The following is a 16,184-nucleotide window of genomic DNA, read 5'->3' on the forward strand; positions in this document are numbered from 1 at the left end:
ATAGGCCAAAATATCCGGGTTTTTCCCCGAAAAGCTGTCGATCTCAGGGACTATCGCGGCCATTCTCCCGCGGTGAGCCACCGGCGGTCTGCATTACCGTGATGACTTGTGACACCGGCACGCCGCGGCGGACCGCGGATTCTGGCAGCGGCCGCACTGGCCGTGCTCGGGATCTGCGGGGCGTTCGTGCTGGTCAGCGCGGCACCGGCGCCTGATCTGGTCGGCCGGTCGAACTGGGTGCTCGCCGGGGCGCTGCCGTCGACCGCCGACTTCCCGGCCGACTGGCACTACTCGGTGTCGGGTCCGCTGGGCTGGGCTGAGCCACCCGACGCCGCACCGGGCGGCTGGCCTCGCGATCCCGCGCCGGTCTACACCCCGGCCCAATGCGGCGAGTTGCCCGCGCTCTTCACCGCGACCGGCAGCTACATCGGCTATGCCCGCGCCGAGCGGCCCTCGGCGATGTTGCGCGCCGACCTGGTCGCACCACCCGATGCCGCCGCCACCGGAGAGCAGCCCGACCCGGGCCCGATCGCCTACTTCCAGCTCACCGCGCCGACCGATCCGGCGAGCCTGCTCGCCGGGTACCGCGTCTGGCTGGCGGAATGCGGCACCTACCGGGTTCGCGCCACCGACCCGATGAGCGGCGCCACCCATGACCGGGAGGTCACCACCGTCCTCGAGGAGGACCCGACCGCCGCGGAAGGTCTCGTGGTGACCCGCAGGTACGTCCCGGTTGGCGCCGGGGAGGCCGCCGCGGTGACCTTCGCCGTGCGCTACTACGCGGTGCGCGGGCTGCTGCTGGAGACCTCGACCACCCTGACCGGCGAGGACCGGGAGCTGACCGCCCGGCTCGCCGACCAAGCCGCCGAACGGCTACAGGCGTTATGAGCGCCCGCAGCCGCGCCTGGCTGGCCGCGGCCATGCTCTGCCTCCTGGCCGCCGCCGCGATCGCCGTGACCGTGCCCGCCACGGTGCACTCCTGGCGGGAACACCACCGCGGGCCGGACCCGCTGGCGCCCGGTCTCGCCGCGCTCAGCGACGACGAACTCGCCGCGTTGCTGCCCGGCGCGGAGGATCTGCCGCCGGACTGGGTGCTCACCGGAAGCGGCCGGGATGTTCCCGCCTATGCCAGCGACGATCCGCCCTTCTTCGGCTACTCCCGGCGCGGCAGTTCACCCGGCCCGGGATCGATCGGGGGCTTCACCCCGCCGGGCTGCGACCGCATCATCACGATGGTGCACACCGGCGGGTCGCGGGTGGCGAAATCCACCGCCCGCGACCTGACCGACCCGGCGAAAACCCATGACGGCAGTGACATCCGGTTCTTCCTCGAACGTGAATACCGACCCGCGGGATTCGAGGACATGGTCGCGCTGGTGACGCGCTGCCGCCACACCGAGTGGGCCACCGCCCGGTTCGACTGGCGTTACACCGTGGAGATCCTCGAGGACTCCGATCCCGCCGACGGGCCGCGGCGCTTCCGGTACGCGGTGACCACCGACACCGGCGAGGACCCGCCCACCACCGAGTATTATTCCTACGCCCGCGCCGCGAACCTGATCCTCGCCGGGTCGGGCAGCGCCGGTCACCAGCAGACGTTCGATGCCCTCTTCGACCAGACCCTCGACCGCATTCAGGCCCGCCGGTAGCTGGTCCCCCGCTCCTCGCGCACCCATAACTCGCCGTCACCGGCGCTGGCGCCCTCGGCGATCAGCTGGCGTTTGAGCACCTTGTGGGTGGCGGTGGCCGGCAACGCCGCGGTGATCCGCACATAGCGCGGCCACGCTTTGGGTGACAGGTCGGGCTGGGCGGCCAGGAACTGCTCAAACGCGGCGGGGGTGAGCTCTCCGGCCGGCACCAGCGCGGCCATGATCTGGTCGCCGACCGCCTCGTCGGGCACCGCATACACCGCGACCTGGTTGATCTGCTCGCAGCGGCACAGGATCCGCTCGATCGGGGCGGCGGCGAGGTTCTCCCCGTCGACCCGCATCCAATCGGCGGTGCGCCCGGCCAGGTAGATCCAGCCGTCCGCGTCGCGGTAGGCCAGGTCGCCCGACCAGTAGATGCCGTCGCGGGTGCGCTGCGCGGTGGCCTCCGCGTCGTTGTAGTAGCCGGTGAAGAACCCGGCGCCGGCGGTGTTGACGAGCTCACCCACCGCCTCGTCGGCGTTGAGCAGCGCGCCGTCGGCGTCGAATCGGGCGACCGCACACTCGGTTCCGGTGGCGCTGTCGTAGATCGCCACCCCGGCGAAGCCCTTACCGATCGAGCCGGGCGGGGTGCCCGGTTCGCGGGTGACGATGACCGCGTTCTCGGTGGAGCCGAACGCATCCCAGACCGTCAGGTCGAACCGGCGGCCGAACTCGGCGATGTCGCGGTCGCCGGCCTCGTTGCCGAACGCCACCCGCAGCGGGTTGTCGGCGTCATCGGGCCGTTCAGGGGTGCGCAGGATGTAGGACAGCGGCTTGCCGACGTAGTTCATGTAGGTGGCGCCGTAGCGGCGGATGTCGTCGAGGAAACCGGTGGCGGAGAACCGGGCCGGGGCCATCGCCGCGCCGGAGGCCAACGCGACCGCCCAGCCGCCCACCAGCGCATTGGAGTGGAACAGCGGCATCGCCAGATAGCAGGTGTCGGCGGCGGTGACCGCGAACCGCTCCACCAGGGTCTGCCCGGCCACCAGCACCATGAAGTGCGAGACCTGCACCGCCTTGGGCTCACCGCTGGTGCCGGAGGTGAAGATCATCATGAAGGTGTCCATCGCCTCCGCGCGCCGGTGCGGGGTCAGCGCGGGGGCGGCGGCCAGCAACTCGGCCCACTGCTCGGTGCCGGTGTCCAGCACCGTGATCCCGGACAGGTCCAGCCCGTCGAGCAGCGGGCGGTGTTCGGCGTCGGTGACCAGGATCTGGCAGTCGGCGCGGCGGATGTCGTGCAGCAGCGCCGATCCGCGGCGGGTGGTGTTGATGCCGCACAGCACGTAGCCGCCCAGCCCGGCGGCGGCCATCTGGGTCAGCATTGCCGGGGTGTTGCCCAGCAGCGCGCCGACGTGCATCGGCCGCGCCGGGTCGGCCAGCTTTAGCAGCGCCGCCGCGACGGTGGCGGCCTCACCCAGGTGCTCACGCCACGTCCATTGCCGGTCACCGTATTTCACGCCGACGCTGTCGTCAGCGGCCCGGTCGTTGAGCAGTTCTTGAACGGTGTCGGCCACGGCACTCCTGATCCTTCGGGTATCCCGCCCCTACCTTGACACCCGTCGACTCCGCGGGTGTGATGGGCCACGTGACGTACGACACAATTATCCGCAACGGTCGCTGGTTCGACGGCACCGGGGCGCCGTCACAACTGCGACACCTCGGCATCCGCGACGGCCGGGTGGCGACCGTCAGCCCCGAACCCCTCGACGAGACCGGCTGCCCGGACGTGGTCGACGCCACCGGGCGCTGGGTGCTGCCCGGGCTGATCGACATCCACACCCACTACGACATCGAGGTGCTCGACGGCCCGTCGCTGGCCGAGTCGCTGCGCCACGGGGTGACCACCGTCTTCCTCGGCTCCTGCTCACTGTCGACGGTGCACGTCGGCGGCTCCGACGCCGGGGACCTGTTCGGTCGGGTCGAGGCCATCCCCCGCCGGCATGTGCTGCGCGCGGTGGACGCGCACAAGACCTGGACCGGCCCGGGCGAGTACATCGCCGCGCTGGAGCAACTGGCACTCGGGCCGAACCTGGCCGCGTTCATCGGCCACTCCGACATCCGGGTGGCGACAATGGGTTTGGACCGCGCCACCCGCGCCGACGTGCGACCCACCCGCGCCGAGCTGGACCGGATGACGACGATGGTCGCCGACGCGCTGGACGCCGGGTTCGTCGGGATGTCCTCCCAGCAGCTGCTCTTCGACAAGATCGACGGCGAGACCTGCCGGTCGCGGACCCTGCCGTCGACCTACGCCAAACCCGGTGAGCTGCGCCGGCTCAAAGCGCTACTGCGCCGCAGCGGGCGGGTGCTGCAGTCCGGGCCGGACATCTCCAACCCGCTCAACGTGCTCTCCCAGCTCGCCCAGTCGCTGGGGTTCTTCCGCGCCAAGCTCAAGACCAGCCTGCTCTCGGCCGCCGACATCAAAGCCAACCCGCTGGCGATCCGGACGGTCGGGCCGCTGGCGCGGCTGGTCAACGCCCTCGGCGGGGATTTCCGCTGGCAGCACCTGCCGGTGCCGTTCGAGGTCTACGCCGACGGCATCGACCTGGTGGTCTTCGAGGAGTTCGGCTCCGGCGCCGCCGCGCTGCACCTCAGCGAGGAGGTGGCCCGCAACGAACTGCTGCGCGACGAACGCTACCGCCGCCGGTTCCGCAAGGACTACGACACCAGGTTCGGCACCCGGGTGTGGCACCGGGATTTCTTCGACGCCGAGATCGTGGCCTGCCCGGACCCCGGCGTGCTAGGCAAGACCTTCGGGCAGGTCGGCGTCGACCGCGGGCTGCACCCGGTGGACGCGTTCTTAGACCTGGTGGTCGAGTACGGCACCGCGGTGCGCTGGCGCACCACGATCTCCAACCACCGCCCGGAGGTGCTCCGCACCCTCGCGGCCGATCCCGGGATCCAGTTCGGGTTCTCCGACGCCGGTGCGCACCTGCGCAACATGGCCTTCTACAACTTCGGGCTGCGGCTGCTGCGCCACGTCGTCGACGCCGAACGCGCCGGGCAGCCGTTCCTGACGGTGGAGCAGGCGGTGCATCGGCTCACCGGGGAGCTCGCCGACTGGTACGGCATCGACGCCGGGCACCTGCGGGTCGGCGACCGCGCCGACTTGGTGGTGATCAACCCCGACGCGCTCGACGAGACCCTCGACGGCTATGCCGAAGCACCGGTCGCCCAGTACGGCGGCCTGTCGCGGATGGTCAACCGCAACGACGCGGCCGTCGACGCGGTGCTGGTGGCGGGCCGGGCGGTGTTCCGCGCCGGGGCGCCCACCGAGGTGCTCGGGGTGCAGCGCACCGGGCAGTTCCTGCGCGCCGGGGCGGGCCGCGCCGCGCCGGTCCGCGCCGCCGGGTAGTACCCCGCCTACCCTGGTGGTCATGGCCACCGTTTTCACCAAGATCATCAACGGCGAACTGCCGGGCCGCTTCGTCTACGAAGACGACGAGGTGGTGGGGTTTCTGACCATCGAGCCGATGACCCAGGGGCACACGCTGGTGGTGCCGCGCGCCGAGATCGACCAGTGGCAGGACATCGACACCGCCGTGTTCGGGCGGGTCATGGCGGTCGCCCAGCGCATCGGCAAGGCGGTCTGCGCCGCCTTCGACGCCGAGCGGGCCGGGGTGATCATCGCCGGGCTGGAGGTGCCGCACCTGCACGTGCACGTCTTCCCGGCGCGCAACCTCGCCGACTTCGGTTTCGCCAACGTCGACCGCAACCCCTCCCCGGAATCCCTCGACGAGGCGCAGGCCAAGATCAAGGCCGCGCTGGCCGAGCTGGGCTAACCCGCCCGCGGCAGCCGCACCTGGAAGGTGCAGCCCTGGCCGGGCACGGTGATCACGCTGACCTCGCCGCCGTGGGCGCGCACCAGCGAGTCGACGATCGGCAGGCCCAGCCCGGCGCCGCCGCTGGCGCGGGTGCGCGAGGAGTCGGCGCGGAAGAACCGCTCGAACACCCGGGCGGCGTCCTGTTCGCTCATGCCGGGGCCGGTGTCGGCGACGGCGAGGATCACGTGGTCGCGGTCGGTGCCCACCCGCACCGCGATCGCAGCGTCCTCCGGGGTGTGTTGCAGCGCGTTGGAGACCAGGTTGCCCAACACCTGGCGCAGCCGGGCCTCGTCGCCGAGCACCTCCGGAAGCCCCGGGCCGTCGGCGAGGTTCAGCGTGATCGTGCGCTGCGGGGCGACCGCCTGGGCGTCGTGCACCGCGTCGCTGGCCAGCGACAACAGGTCCACCCGGCGTTGCTCCAGCGGCCGGTGCGCGTCGAGCTGGGCCAGCAGCAGCAGGTCCTCGACCAGCAGGCCCATCCGGCGGGACTCGCTTTCGATGCGGTGCATCAGCGTCTCCACGTCGTCGGCCGCGCCCTGCCGGTACAGCTCGGCGAAGCCGCGGATCGTGGTCAGCGGGGTGCGCAGCTCGTGGCTGGCGTCGGTGATGAACCGGCGCAGCCGGTCCTCGGAGTGGCGGGCCTGCTCGGCCGAGGACTCCGAGTCGGCGACGGCGCGCTGCAGCCGGGCCAGCATCCCGTTGAGCGCGGCGGAGAGCCGGCCCACCTCGGTGCGGGTGTCGCGTTCGGGAACCCGCAGGTCCACCTGCCCGGCGGCGATGGCCGCGGCGGTCTGCTCCACCTCGGCCAGCGGGCGCAGGCTGCGGGCGACCACCGCGTAGCCGACCACACCGAGGATCAGCAGCACCGCCGTGCCGATCCCGACTTGGGACCAGACCAGCGCCTGGACCGTCGACTGCACGTCGGCGAGGTCGGTGGCCACCGTGATCACCTCACCGCGGGAGGCGCGCACGGTCATCGCCCGCCACGTCACATCCGAGCGGCCCAGCGAGCGGACGGTGACCGGTTCGGGGCCGACGTCGTTGTCGGCGGGCAGTTTGGGTTCGGCGACATGGTCGTTGCCGGCCAGCCAGACCCGACCGTCGGGCGCCACCCCGCGCACGTAGAACTTCGAGGGTGGGCGGCCGGCGTTGGGGTCTTCCGGCGGGCGCGGCGGCAGCCGGCGCGGGATCTGCGCCCAACTGTGCGAGGCGGTCAGCAACGCCTGGTCGGCGCGGGCGATCAGGTTGTGCCGCAGGATCGAGGTGACCGCGATCCCGGAACCGAGCAGGCCCAGCGCGACCAGGACCAGGGTGGCGGCGACGAGGGTGACCCGCAGCGGCAGTGCCCGGTGCCGGTCCGGGTTCATCGGCTAACGCGGTTCGCGCAGCACGTATCCCACGCCGCGCAGCGTGTGCAGCAGGCGCTTCTCCCCGGTGTCGATCTTGCGGCGCAGATAGGAGACATAGGACTCGACGATATTGACCTCGCCGCCGAAATCGTAGCGCCACACGTGGTCGAGGATCTTCGGTTTGCTGAGCACGGTGCCCGCGTTGATCATGAAGTAACGCAGCAGGGTGAACTCGGTCGGCGACAGCGACACCGGCTCCCCGGCCTTCCACGCCTCGTGGGTGTCCTCGTCGAGTTCGATGTCGGCGAACTTCAGCCGGCTGTTGCGCGGCTGCTCGGTGCCCTTGCCGGTGCGGCGCAGGATGACCCGCAGCCGCGCCACCACCTCCTCCAGGCTGAACGGCTTGGTGACGTAGTCGTCGCCGCCGAGGGTCAGCCCGGTGATCTTGTCGGCCAGCGCGTCGCGGGCGGTGAGGAACAGCGCGGGGGCGTCGATCCCGTCGGCGCGCAGCCGGCGCAGGACCCCGAAACCGTCCATGCCGGGCATCATCACGTCCAGGATCACCGCGTCGGGACGCACCTCGCGGGCGCGGTCGAGGGCCGCCGGGCCGTTGGCCGCGGTATGCACCTCGAACCCCTGGAACTTGAGGCTGACCGACAGCAGTTCGACGATGTTCTCCTCATCGTCGACGACCAGGATCCGGGCTTCCGGATCGACGTGTTCTGCCACTTGTGCTGTCATAACGTCTATTCGCTCGTATGCGCGTGAACATACCTTTGGCAACAGCTGTGCATCTGCTGTGAAGTCTAGTTCGCGGCCGGGGAGCGGTCGATGGATCCGGCGATAATCGCCGCTATCCGGCCCTAGACTGGCGGGCATGGACCTGGGCAAAAACGTCACCTCGGCAATGCTGGCGCCGGCGCGCATCGGGCTTGCCGCCGCCGAAGCCGGCCTGGAGGTGGCCGGCGTCGCGCTCGGGTTCACCAAGCGGGCGCTCGGCGACGACAGCGAGGGGATGCCCGCGACGTCGATGACCGGCATGTTCGGCCTCGAGGAGGCGATCGGGCGGGCCAACCGGCTGGCCCGGCTGCTCGACGACGATGCCCCGCTGGGTCGGGCGCTGGCCGCCGGCGGGCCGATCGACCGGCTCCTGGCCGAGGACGGCATCGTCGACCAGCTCACCGCCCCCGGCGGGGTGATCGATCGGCTCACCCAGGAGGGCGGCGGGCTGCAGCGTGCCCTACAACCGGGCGGGCTGGTCGACCAGCTGCTCGACGAGGACGGGTTGATCGAACGGGTGCTGGCCGAGGACGGGCTCGCCGACCGGCTGCTGGCCGAGGGCGGGCTGGTCGACAAGCTCACCGCGCGCAACGGCCCGCTGGAACAGCTCGCTGACGTCGCCGACACCCTCGGCAGGCTGGCCCCGGGTATGGAGGCGCTGGAACCGGCGATCGAGACCCTGCAGGAGGCGGTGATCGCGCTGACCATGGTGGTCAACCCGCTGTCCAACATCGCCGACCGCATCCCGCTGCTGCCGCGGCGGGCCGGCTCGCGGCGGTCCTCGAGCCGGTCGGTGCGCTCGACGCGGGTCATCGAGGAGGACACCGGCGCCCCCACCAGCGCGGGGCCGAGCACCGAGCTGCCCTGAGCGGACCCCGGCCGTGTCCGGGCCACCATTACACTGAGGCCGGCTAGACCCGCCTCCTTAGCTCAGCGGTAGAGCACTCGCCTTGTAAGCGAGCGGTCGTCAGTTCAATCCTGACAGGGGGCTCAAAGTTTCTGACCGCGTTCGCGCAGGTCAGCGCAGCATAGCCGTCGATGCGTGCCCGGGCACCCGCTGAACCGCCTCACCTGCAGTTACGGCCAACTTCCGAATATGAACCAACTTTGCATGTTGCTCGAAAGAGTAAATATTTCCCCTATTTCTTTACATATCATGCGGGTGCTGGCACTGTTTGGCTCATGACCAACTGGCGGTACGACCGCCCGTACAACGACCTTCCTGCGCCGCCGAAGGCAGCTGAGCTTGAGACCAAGCGGGTCCTCAAGGCTGCGATCGGCGCCAACACCGCCCTCGGCCAGTTGGACCAAGCCGTTGTATCAATCCCCAATCCCACGGTTCTGATCAACTCGCTGCCCGTGCTCGAGGCCCAAGCAAGCTCCGAGGTCGAAAACATCGTCACCACTACTGACGAGCTATTTCGCCACCTCGATGACGACGCCGGAGCCGATGCCGCCACGAGGGAGACGCTGCGATACCGAACCGCGCTCAGGGCGGGATTCGACCTCGTCGTACAGCGGCGCCTCACCGCGGCAACCGCGGCGGCGGTATGCAGCATCATCAAGGGGCGTGAAATGGTGGTTCGAGCGCTCCCCGGCACACGAATCGCAAACCCAACCACCAACGAGGTCATCTACAGCCCGCCCGAGGGCCGCGAGGTGATCCTCCAGAAACTCTCCGAGTGGGAGCAGTTCGTCCATGCCGACGATGACATGGATCCGCTTGTCTGCATGGCTGCAGCCCACTATCAATTCGAAGCCATCCACCCGTTCTCTGACGGCAACGGGCGAACAGGGCGGATTCTCAACGTGCTGATGCTGGTTGACGCAGGCCTTTTGCGGCTACCGGTCCTGTACTTGTCTCGCTACATCATCGACACCAAGAATGACTATTACCGACTTCTCCTCGCCGTTACCGCCGAGTCTGCGTGGGAGGAATGGGTGCTGTACGTCCTAGCCGGCATCGAGCAGACATCGCGGTACACACTCCGGAAGATCGAGGCCATCAGAGAGTTGCAAGAAAACTTCAGCCATCGAGCCAGGGCTGTGTCCAAGGGCGGCGCCGACGCGGAGTTTCAGTCGGTCCTCTTCGAGCAGCCGTACTGCCGAATCAACACCGTGGTGCGTCGCTGCGGCGTGTCACGCCCGACGGCGACCGCCTGGCTCGGAGCGCTTTCCGAGGCCGGGATGCTGCAGGATGTCAAGATCGGCCGGGACAGACTGTTCATCAACCGCGAGTTCCTCAGACTCCTGGCCCGTCGAGAGCCAGACCAATGACAAGAAACTTCCCAATGACAAGAAACTTCGCACGTCGCCCGAACATTCAAGGATTTGCCCGGGAAATTTATCGAAAACAGTGACCTGGATCACAGCTCGGGCGGTTGGATCATGACCGTTGACCATGCTATACCCGTATTCTGCCGACAGTCATAGATAACTCACGCGAACTACAGGGTCTGACCAGGTTCTCGAAACCGTTCAATCCGACGGAGGCTCTCGAACATCGAGTACTGGGTCGCCGAGGAGCAGTACGCACACTTCATGGCAAACCACGCCGCCCGGCCGACTTCGCCGATGCTTGCCGTTCCCGGCCGCCTACCTGGCGCTGTCGATCGCGGCGACCGTCTGCCTAACTACGGCCGCGACTCGCCCTTGACCACCCGCCACCGCGATCCCGCCCGGCTCAGCGTCAGCCCGTAGAACACCGGCATCACGACGAACACCACCAGCGCGGCCAGCGGCGCCCACAGCACCCCGATCAGACCGCCGCCGAGGTAGGCGACGATGCCGATCAGCGCCCGCTTGCGGCTGGCGCCGAACGCGGCCGGGTCGTCGCCGTCTTCCATCAGGCAGTTGCTGCGGCGGTGCACCTGGTCGTAGAGCAGCAGCCAACTGACGCACATCGCGGTCGCGATCCCGGCATACAGCGCCACCGCGGTCCGCGCGTCGGGGGTGTCAACCCCGTCGATGAAGGCCTGGGAGATCACCGCGGTGGGAAACGGCAGCAGCGCGGTGGTGCACAGCAGCGCCAGGTTGGCCAGGTGCACACCCCAGTCCACCCGGCGAATTCCGACGAAGGCCTGGTGGTGATTGAGCCAGATCACTGCCACCGCCAGGAACGACGCCAGGTAGCCGGCATAGGCCGGCCATTGCCGCACCAGCCCGGACAGCAACTCGCCCGGCTCGTGGGCGGGGGTCTTCAAATCGAGCACCAGCAGGGTGACCGCGATCGCGAACACCCCGTCGCTGAACGCCTCCACCCGGCCGGTGCCGGGCAACTGCGGCGCCCCGCCGCCGGTGGTCATGCGGTCGCCATCAGGTGTTCGCGGATCTGGGCGTACGCGTGGGCGAACAGCTCGACGTCGCGGGCGCTGAGCAGGTCGAACAGGTGGGCCCGCACGGCGGCCGCATGCCCCGGGCTCGCCGAGTCCAGCTTCGCCGCACCCGCGTCGGTGAGTTCGGCGAAAAAGCCCCGCCGGTCCTCCTCGCATTTCACCCGCCGCACCCAGCCGGCCTCGGCCAGCCGGCTCACCGCGCGGGTGACCCCGCTGCGGGTGGTCACGGTGGCGTCGGCCAGCTCGCTCAGCCGCATGCGGCGCTCGGGCTGTTCGGAGAGCAGCGCCAGCACCTCGTAGTCGGCGAAGGTGATGTCGTGCTCCTCGGCGAGCTGGCGGTCCAGTGCCCGGAACAGCAGTCGGGTGCTGTCGAGGTAGCCGCGCCACATGCGCTGTTCGGTATCGCTGAGCCAGGGCATTCCGCCGGCCTCCTTCCCACCACCGCGATTGTTGCCTCCGATACTACTTCCCGACCGCCGTGCCCCGCGAGGTATCGCCGAACGGGCACTTGCCGGGAATATCCGACCGCCGTACTGTAGTTGTTGAGTCAACTACTTAGTGTGACGATAGGAGGCAGCAATGCCGGGCATGCAATTCGGGATCTTCACCATCGGGGATGTCACCCCCGACCCCACCACCGGACGCGCCCCCACCGAGGCCGAACGGATCAAAGCGACCGTCACCATCGCCAAGAAGGCCGAGGAGGTGGGCCTGGACGTCTTCGCCACCGGCGAGCACCACAACCCGCCGTTCGTGCCGTCCTCCCCGACGACGCTGCTGGGCTACATCGCCGGGCAGACCGAACACATTCAGCTGTCCACCGCGACCACGCTGATCACCACCAACGACCCGGTCAAGATCGCCGAGGACTACGCCGTGCTACAGCATTTGGCCGACGGCCGCGTCGACCTGATGCTGGGCCGCGGCAACACCGGGCCGGTCTACCCGTGGTTCGGCCAGGACATCCGCACCGCGATGCCGCTCACCGTGGAGAACTACCGGCTGCTGCGCCGGCTGTGGCGCGAAGACGTCGTCGACTGGACCGGCAAGTACCGCACCCCGCTGCAGGGCTTCACCCTGGCGCCGCGCCCGCTCGACGGGGTGCCGCCCTTCGTCTGGCACGGCTCGATCCGCACCCCGGAGGTCGCCGAGCTGGCGGCGTTCTACGGCGACGGCTTCTTCGCCAACCACATCTTCTGGCCGCCGTCGCACACCAAGCGGATGGTCCAGCTCTACCGGCAACGGTTCGAACACCACGGCCACGGCGCGGCCGACCAGGCCATCGTCGGGCTGGGCGGGCACGTGTTCCTGCGCCCCAACAGCCAGGACGCGGTCAACGAGTTCCGGCCCTACTTCGACAACGCCCCGGTCTACGGGCACGGGCCGAGCCTGGAGGAGTTCACCGAGCAGACCCCGCTGACCGTCGGCTCACCGCAGCAGGTGATCGACAAGACGCTGAGCTTCCGCGGCTACGTCGGCGACTACCAACGCCAGCTGTTCCTGGTCGACCATGCCGGGCTGCCGCTCAAGACCGTGCTCGAGCAGCTCGACCTGCTCGGCGAGGAGGTGATCCCGGTGCTGCGCAAGGAGTTCGCCGTCGGTCGCCCCGAGCACGTGCCCGACGCCCCCACCCACGAGTCGCTGCTGCGCGCCGCGCACACCGCCACCGTGGAGCGGTCGGCATGACCCGGCTCGCGGTGATCAGCAGCGGGCTGCGGGACCCGTCGTCGACCCGGCTGCTGGCCGACCGGCTCGGCGACGCCGCCCGCTCGGCGCTGGCCGCCGACGGGGTGACGGCGCAGGTCACGGTGGTCGAGCTGCGCGAGCTGGGCCGCGCGATCATGGACATGCTGCTGACCGGGTTCGCCTCCGCCGAACTGGAATCGGCGTTCGAGACGGTCGCCGGGGCCGACGGCCTGATCGCGGTCACCCCGGCGTTCAACGCCTCGTTCAGCGGGCTGTTCAAGTCGTTCTTCGACGTGCTGCCCGCGGAGAGCCTGGCGGAGATGCCGGTGCTGATCGCGGCGACCGGCGGCACCGAGCGGCACTCCCTGGTGCTCGAACACGCGCTGCGCCCGATGTTCTCCTACCTGCACGCGATCGTCTCCCCCACCACGGTCTACGCCGCCACCGGGGATTTCGGCGGCGGGCAGACCGGCTCGGCGCTCGCCGAGCGGATCGAGCGGGCCGCCGGCGACTTCACCCGGCTGCTGCAGGCCTGCGGACCCCGCACCCGCCGCGACACCTTCACCGAGAACCTCACCGAGATGCAACGCCTCCTCGGTGACGACACCTGACCCCATCCCCTCCGACGAAAGGTTCACGATGACCAAACTGGCAGTGATCTACTACTCCGCGACCGGGCACGGCACCGCGATGGCCGACCGGGTCGCCCGCGCGGGCGAAGCGGCCGGCGCCGAGGTCCGGCTGCGCCACATCGCCGAGACCCGCGACCCGGCCGAGTTCGCCCACAACCCGGCCTGGACCGCCAACTACGAGGCCACCAAGGACCTGCCGGCCGCCACCGGCGACGACATCGTCTGGGCCGACGCGGTGATCTTCGGCTCCCCCACCCGCTTCGGCTCACCGACCGCACAGTTCCGCACCTTCATCGACTCCCTGGGCGGGCTGTGGGCCAAGGGCCGGCTGGCCGACAAGGTCTACGCCGGGTTCACCTCCAGCCAAACCGTCCACGGCGGCCAGGAGTCCACCCTGCTGGCGCTGTACATCTCGCTGATGCACTTCGGCGGGATCCTGGTGCCGCCGGGCTACACCGACGAGGTGAAGTTCAGCGACGGCAACCCCTACGGCGTGGGGCATGTGACCGGTCCGGAGAACCGGAACGAGTCGTCCGCGGCCACCGTCGACGCGCTCGACCACCTGGCTACCCGCGTCGTCACGATCGCGAGCCGACTGGCGGCCACACAGGAACCGTCCAGCTCCAATTCAGGGTGAAAACGTACCGTCAAGATTTCGTATGACGGCGTCAAGAAGCCGTTAACGCCACCCGTCGACAAGCCCGGCCCCGGGAACGATGGGAGGTGTCCTGAGCTGGTAGGCAACGCCGGTGCGCCGTCGCCGGGATACTTCGGTGAGGAGCAGTCATGTCGTTCGTGACCACCCGGCCCGAGGCGATGCTGGCGGCGGCCGGCGCCCTGGAAGGTCTCGGCACCGCGGTCACCGCCCACAACGCCGCCGCGGCCGGGCCGACCACCGGGGTGGCGCCGGCGGCCGCCGACCCCGTCTCGGCGTTGCAGGCCACCCAGTTCAACGCCTACGGCACCCTCTACCAGCAGGTCAGCGCCCAGGCCGCGGCCATCCACCAGCAGGTGGTCAACACCTTGGGCTCCAACGCCGCGTCCTACGGCGCCACCGAGTCGGTCAACACCCTCGCCGCGGGCAACACCCTCGCCGGGGGCAACCCGCTGAATCCGCTGCGGCTGCTCAGCGGGGCCGACGGCGGCCCGTACGGCATCGTGGCCGCCGCCATCGGCAACGGCGGGGTTATCGGCGCCATGCAGTTGAGCAACTTCGGCTCGGCCGCCTCGGACTTCATCCAGCTGGACTCCAGCGAACTGGTCGCCGACACCGAATCGGAGCAGGAAGCCGGCGGCATCGACCAGGAGCCGGACGCCACCACAGCCCCGCTGGGCGCCACCGGCGGCGCCGGTGTCACCCAGGTCGCCGCGACCAGCGGTCAGGCCGCCCCGGCGACGCGGTTATCGGTGCCGCCCAGTTGGGGCGTGACCCCCACGACGGAGCCGAACCCGGCCGCCGCGCTCGCCGAAGCCGCCCCGGTGGCCGCCGAGGAGACCCCGGCGGCCGGCATGCCCGCCGGGCTGCCCGCCGCGGCCGCCGAACACGACAGCGGCGGCGCGGGCCCGTCCCGCTACGCCGTCAAGCCGAACCTGACCCCGCGCCCGCCGGGCATCTAGCGGAAGGACCGCACGATGGACTTTGCGGCCATCCCGCCCGAGATCATCTCCACGGCGATCTACACCGGCCCGGGCGCCGCACCGATGCTGGCCGCCGCGACCGCGTGGAGCGGGCTGGGCGCCGAGCTGGGCACCGCGGCCTCGTCCTACCAGGCGGTCGTCACGGCGCTGACCACCGAGGAGTGGCAGGGCCCGGCGTCGGCGGCGATGGCCGCCGCGCTCGCCCCCTACCTGGCCTGGATGACCCAGACCGCCGAGGCCGCCGAGGTGGCCGCCGCGCAGGCGATGGCCTCGGCCGCCGCGTTCGAAGCGGCGCACGCGGCGACGGTGCCCCCACCGGTGATCGCCGCCAACCGGGCACAGCTGGCCACCCTGGTCGCGACCAACGTGCTCGGCCAGAACAGCGCCGCGATCGCGGCCAACGAGGCGCTCTACGCCGAGATGTGGGCCCAAGACGCCGGCGCGATGTACGGCTACGCCGTATCCTCGGCCGGCGCCGCCCGACTGCAGCCGCTGACCCCGCCGCACGGCCCCGCCGGCGGGCCGGGGATCGCCGCGGCCGCGGTCCCGGCCAGCGGCGGCCAGGCGGGGCTCTCCCAGCTGGTCGGCACCATGCCCGCGGTGATGACGGGCCTGACCGCGCCGTCGGCCACGCCGCTGGCCGCCACCGACCCCGTCAGCGGGTTCCTCGGCGACATCATCAACTCGACGCAGAACATCGGCATCTGGAACGGCACGCAGACCATCACCGGCGCGGCCGGCAACATCCTGGCGTGGAACCTCTTCGCCGGGATCTCGGCGGCCGTGCACGCGGCGGACGCCGGCGGCGCTGCACCGGCGGGCGCCGCCGCGGCCGGCGGGGCGACCACGCCCGCCTGGGCCGGCGCCCCAGGCAGCGCGGAGATGGCGGCGACCGCCGACCTGGCACCGGCGTCGGGCACCCTGGGCGAGGCCTACACCGTCGACGGGCTGTCGGTGCCGCCGAGCTGGGGAGCGGTGGTCCCCGAGGACGTCGACGCCGTCACGTTGGCCAGCGCGGCCAGCCCCGCCGTCCCCGACCCCGGGATCGCCGTGCCCAGCGGCGGCTCCGGGCTCGCGGCCGCGTCGATGGCCCCGCTGGCGCTGCGCGGTGTGCGGCAGAGCCCGGGCTCCTCGAAGTCGTCGCTGGCGCGCTCGCGGGTGCGTAAGCGCCGCACCGGCCGCCCGGACAAGAGCCGCCGCGCCCAGCCCCGCAAGAAGGCCGACTGAGGTGGTCACACCGGTGCGGGCGTGA

At 70.5% G+C, this 16,184-nt stretch carries 16 protein-coding genes and 1 tRNA gene; 12 read left to right on the forward strand and 5 right to left on the reverse strand.

Translation table 11 applies throughout. The features are described from left to right. The first annotated feature begins 108 nt into the window (after positions 1–108). Positions 109–888 carry a hypothetical protein gene (locus A5643_RS11390; RefSeq protein WP_066855156.1) on the forward strand — a complete coding sequence of 260 codons (780 nt, stop codon included), beginning with the start codon at positions 109–111 and terminating at the stop codon, positions 886–888. Continuing rightward, positions 885–1,649: a hypothetical protein gene (locus A5643_RS11395; RefSeq protein ID WP_066855159.1), complete on the forward strand. Its 765-nt coding sequence runs from the start codon at positions 885–887 to the stop codon at positions 1,647–1,649. Before A5643_RS11390 ends, A5643_RS11395 begins: the two co-directional genes overlap by 4 nt. Here the strand turns inward: A5643_RS11395 and fadD1 are convergent. Continuing rightward, a complete protein-coding gene (gene fadD1 / locus A5643_RS11400; protein ID WP_066855162.1) occupies positions 1,634–3,202 on the reverse strand; it encodes a fatty-acid--CoA ligase FadD1 in 1,569 nt (522 codons plus the stop codon). The genes A5643_RS11395 and fadD1 overlap by 16 nt on opposite strands. Before the next feature lie 71 nt (positions 3,203–3,273). Between fadD1 and A5643_RS11405 the strand changes: the two genes are divergently transcribed. Together A5643_RS11405 and A5643_RS11410 are read left to right on the forward strand one after the other, a co-directional pair. Beyond that, entirely contained in the window at positions 3,274–5,043 is a 1,770-nt protein-coding gene (locus A5643_RS11405) for an N-acyl-D-amino-acid deacylase family protein (RefSeq protein WP_066855226.1), read from the forward strand. 22 nt (positions 5,044–5,065) lie between these two features. Next, positions 5,066–5,470, forward strand: coding sequence for an HIT family protein (locus tag A5643_RS11410; protein WP_066855223.1), 405 nt, complete (start codon positions 5,066–5,068; stop codon positions 5,468–5,470). Here the strand turns inward: A5643_RS11410 and A5643_RS11415 are convergent. Together A5643_RS11415 and A5643_RS11420 are read right to left on the reverse strand one after the other, a co-directional pair. Beyond that, complete coding sequence (locus A5643_RS11415; RefSeq protein WP_066855165.1) at positions 5,467–6,879, reverse strand: sensor histidine kinase; 1,413 nt, start codon at positions 6,877–6,879, stop codon at positions 5,467–5,469. The genes A5643_RS11410 and A5643_RS11415 overlap by 4 nt on opposite strands. A gap of 3 nt (positions 6,880–6,882) precedes the next feature. Continuing rightward, complete coding sequence (locus tag A5643_RS11420; RefSeq protein ID WP_066855168.1) at positions 6,883–7,602, reverse strand: response regulator transcription factor; 720 nt, start codon at positions 7,600–7,602, stop codon at positions 6,883–6,885. A gap of 136 nt (positions 7,603–7,738) precedes the next feature. Here A5643_RS11420 and A5643_RS11425 point away from each other — a divergent pair, with 136 nt between their 5' ends. The 3 genes from A5643_RS11425 to A5643_RS11435 all read left to right on the forward strand — a co-directional run bounded on the left by A5643_RS11425 (position 7,739) and on the right by A5643_RS11435 (position 9,918). Beyond that, the gene (locus A5643_RS11425) at positions 7,739–8,509 is read left to right on the forward strand and encodes a hypothetical protein (RefSeq protein WP_066855171.1); all 771 of its coding nucleotides are present in this window, start codon (positions 7,739–7,741) and stop codon (positions 8,507–8,509) included. Positions 8,510–8,560: 51 nt separating this feature from the next. Further along, positions 8,561–8,632, forward strand: a tRNA-Thr gene (locus A5643_RS11430). A gap of 191 nt (positions 8,633–8,823) precedes the next feature. Further along, complete coding sequence (locus A5643_RS11435; protein ID WP_066855174.1) at positions 8,824–9,918, forward strand: Fic family protein; 1,095 nt, start codon at positions 8,824–8,826, stop codon at positions 9,916–9,918. A 356-nt stretch (positions 9,919–10,274) separates the two neighbouring features. On the opposite strand, the gene A5643_RS11440 is transcribed toward A5643_RS11435, so the two are convergent. Together A5643_RS11440 and A5643_RS11445 are read right to left on the reverse strand one after the other, a co-directional pair. Beyond that, complete coding sequence (locus tag A5643_RS11440; RefSeq protein ID WP_066855177.1) at positions 10,275–10,946, reverse strand: TMEM175 family protein; 672 nt, start codon at positions 10,944–10,946, stop codon at positions 10,275–10,277. After that, entirely contained in the window at positions 10,943–11,395 is a 453-nt protein-coding gene (locus A5643_RS11445; RefSeq protein ID WP_066855180.1) for a MarR family winged helix-turn-helix transcriptional regulator, read from the reverse strand. Before A5643_RS11445 ends, A5643_RS11440 begins: the two co-directional genes overlap by 4 nt. A 169-nt stretch (positions 11,396–11,564) precedes the next feature. On the opposite strand from A5643_RS11445, the gene A5643_RS11450 reads away from it, so the two are divergent. The 5 genes from A5643_RS11450 to A5643_RS18870 all read left to right on the forward strand — a co-directional run bounded on the left by A5643_RS11450 (position 11,565) and on the right by A5643_RS18870 (position 16,159). Beyond that, positions 11,565–12,662 carry an LLM class flavin-dependent oxidoreductase gene (locus A5643_RS11450; protein WP_066855229.1) on the forward strand — a complete coding sequence of 366 codons (1,098 nt, stop codon included), beginning with the start codon at positions 11,565–11,567 and terminating at the stop codon, positions 12,660–12,662. Beyond that, on the forward strand, positions 12,659–13,273 hold the full coding sequence (locus tag A5643_RS11455; RefSeq protein ID WP_066855183.1) for an FMN reductase: 615 nt from the start codon (positions 12,659–12,661) through the stop codon (positions 13,271–13,273). Before A5643_RS11450 ends, A5643_RS11455 begins: the two co-directional genes overlap by 4 nt. A gap of 28 nt (positions 13,274–13,301) precedes the next feature. Next, positions 13,302–13,931: an NAD(P)H:quinone oxidoreductase gene (wrbA, locus tag A5643_RS11460; RefSeq protein ID WP_066855186.1), complete on the forward strand. Its 630-nt coding sequence runs from the start codon at positions 13,302–13,304 to the stop codon at positions 13,929–13,931. 149 nt (positions 13,932–14,080) lie between these two features. Continuing rightward, on the forward strand, positions 14,081–14,911 hold the full coding sequence (locus tag A5643_RS18865) for a PE family protein (RefSeq protein WP_066855189.1): 831 nt from the start codon (positions 14,081–14,083) through the stop codon (positions 14,909–14,911). A gap of 15 nt (positions 14,912–14,926) precedes the next feature. Continuing rightward, complete coding sequence (locus A5643_RS18870; RefSeq protein ID WP_066855192.1) at positions 14,927–16,159, forward strand: PPE family protein; 1,233 nt, start codon at positions 14,927–14,929, stop codon at positions 16,157–16,159. The last annotated feature ends 25 nt before the right edge of the window (positions 16,160–16,184 follow it).

Source organism: Mycobacterium sp. 1274756.6 (assembly GCF_001668625.1).
Lineage (GTDB): Bacteria > Actinomycetota > Actinomycetes > Mycobacteriales > Mycobacteriaceae > Mycobacterium.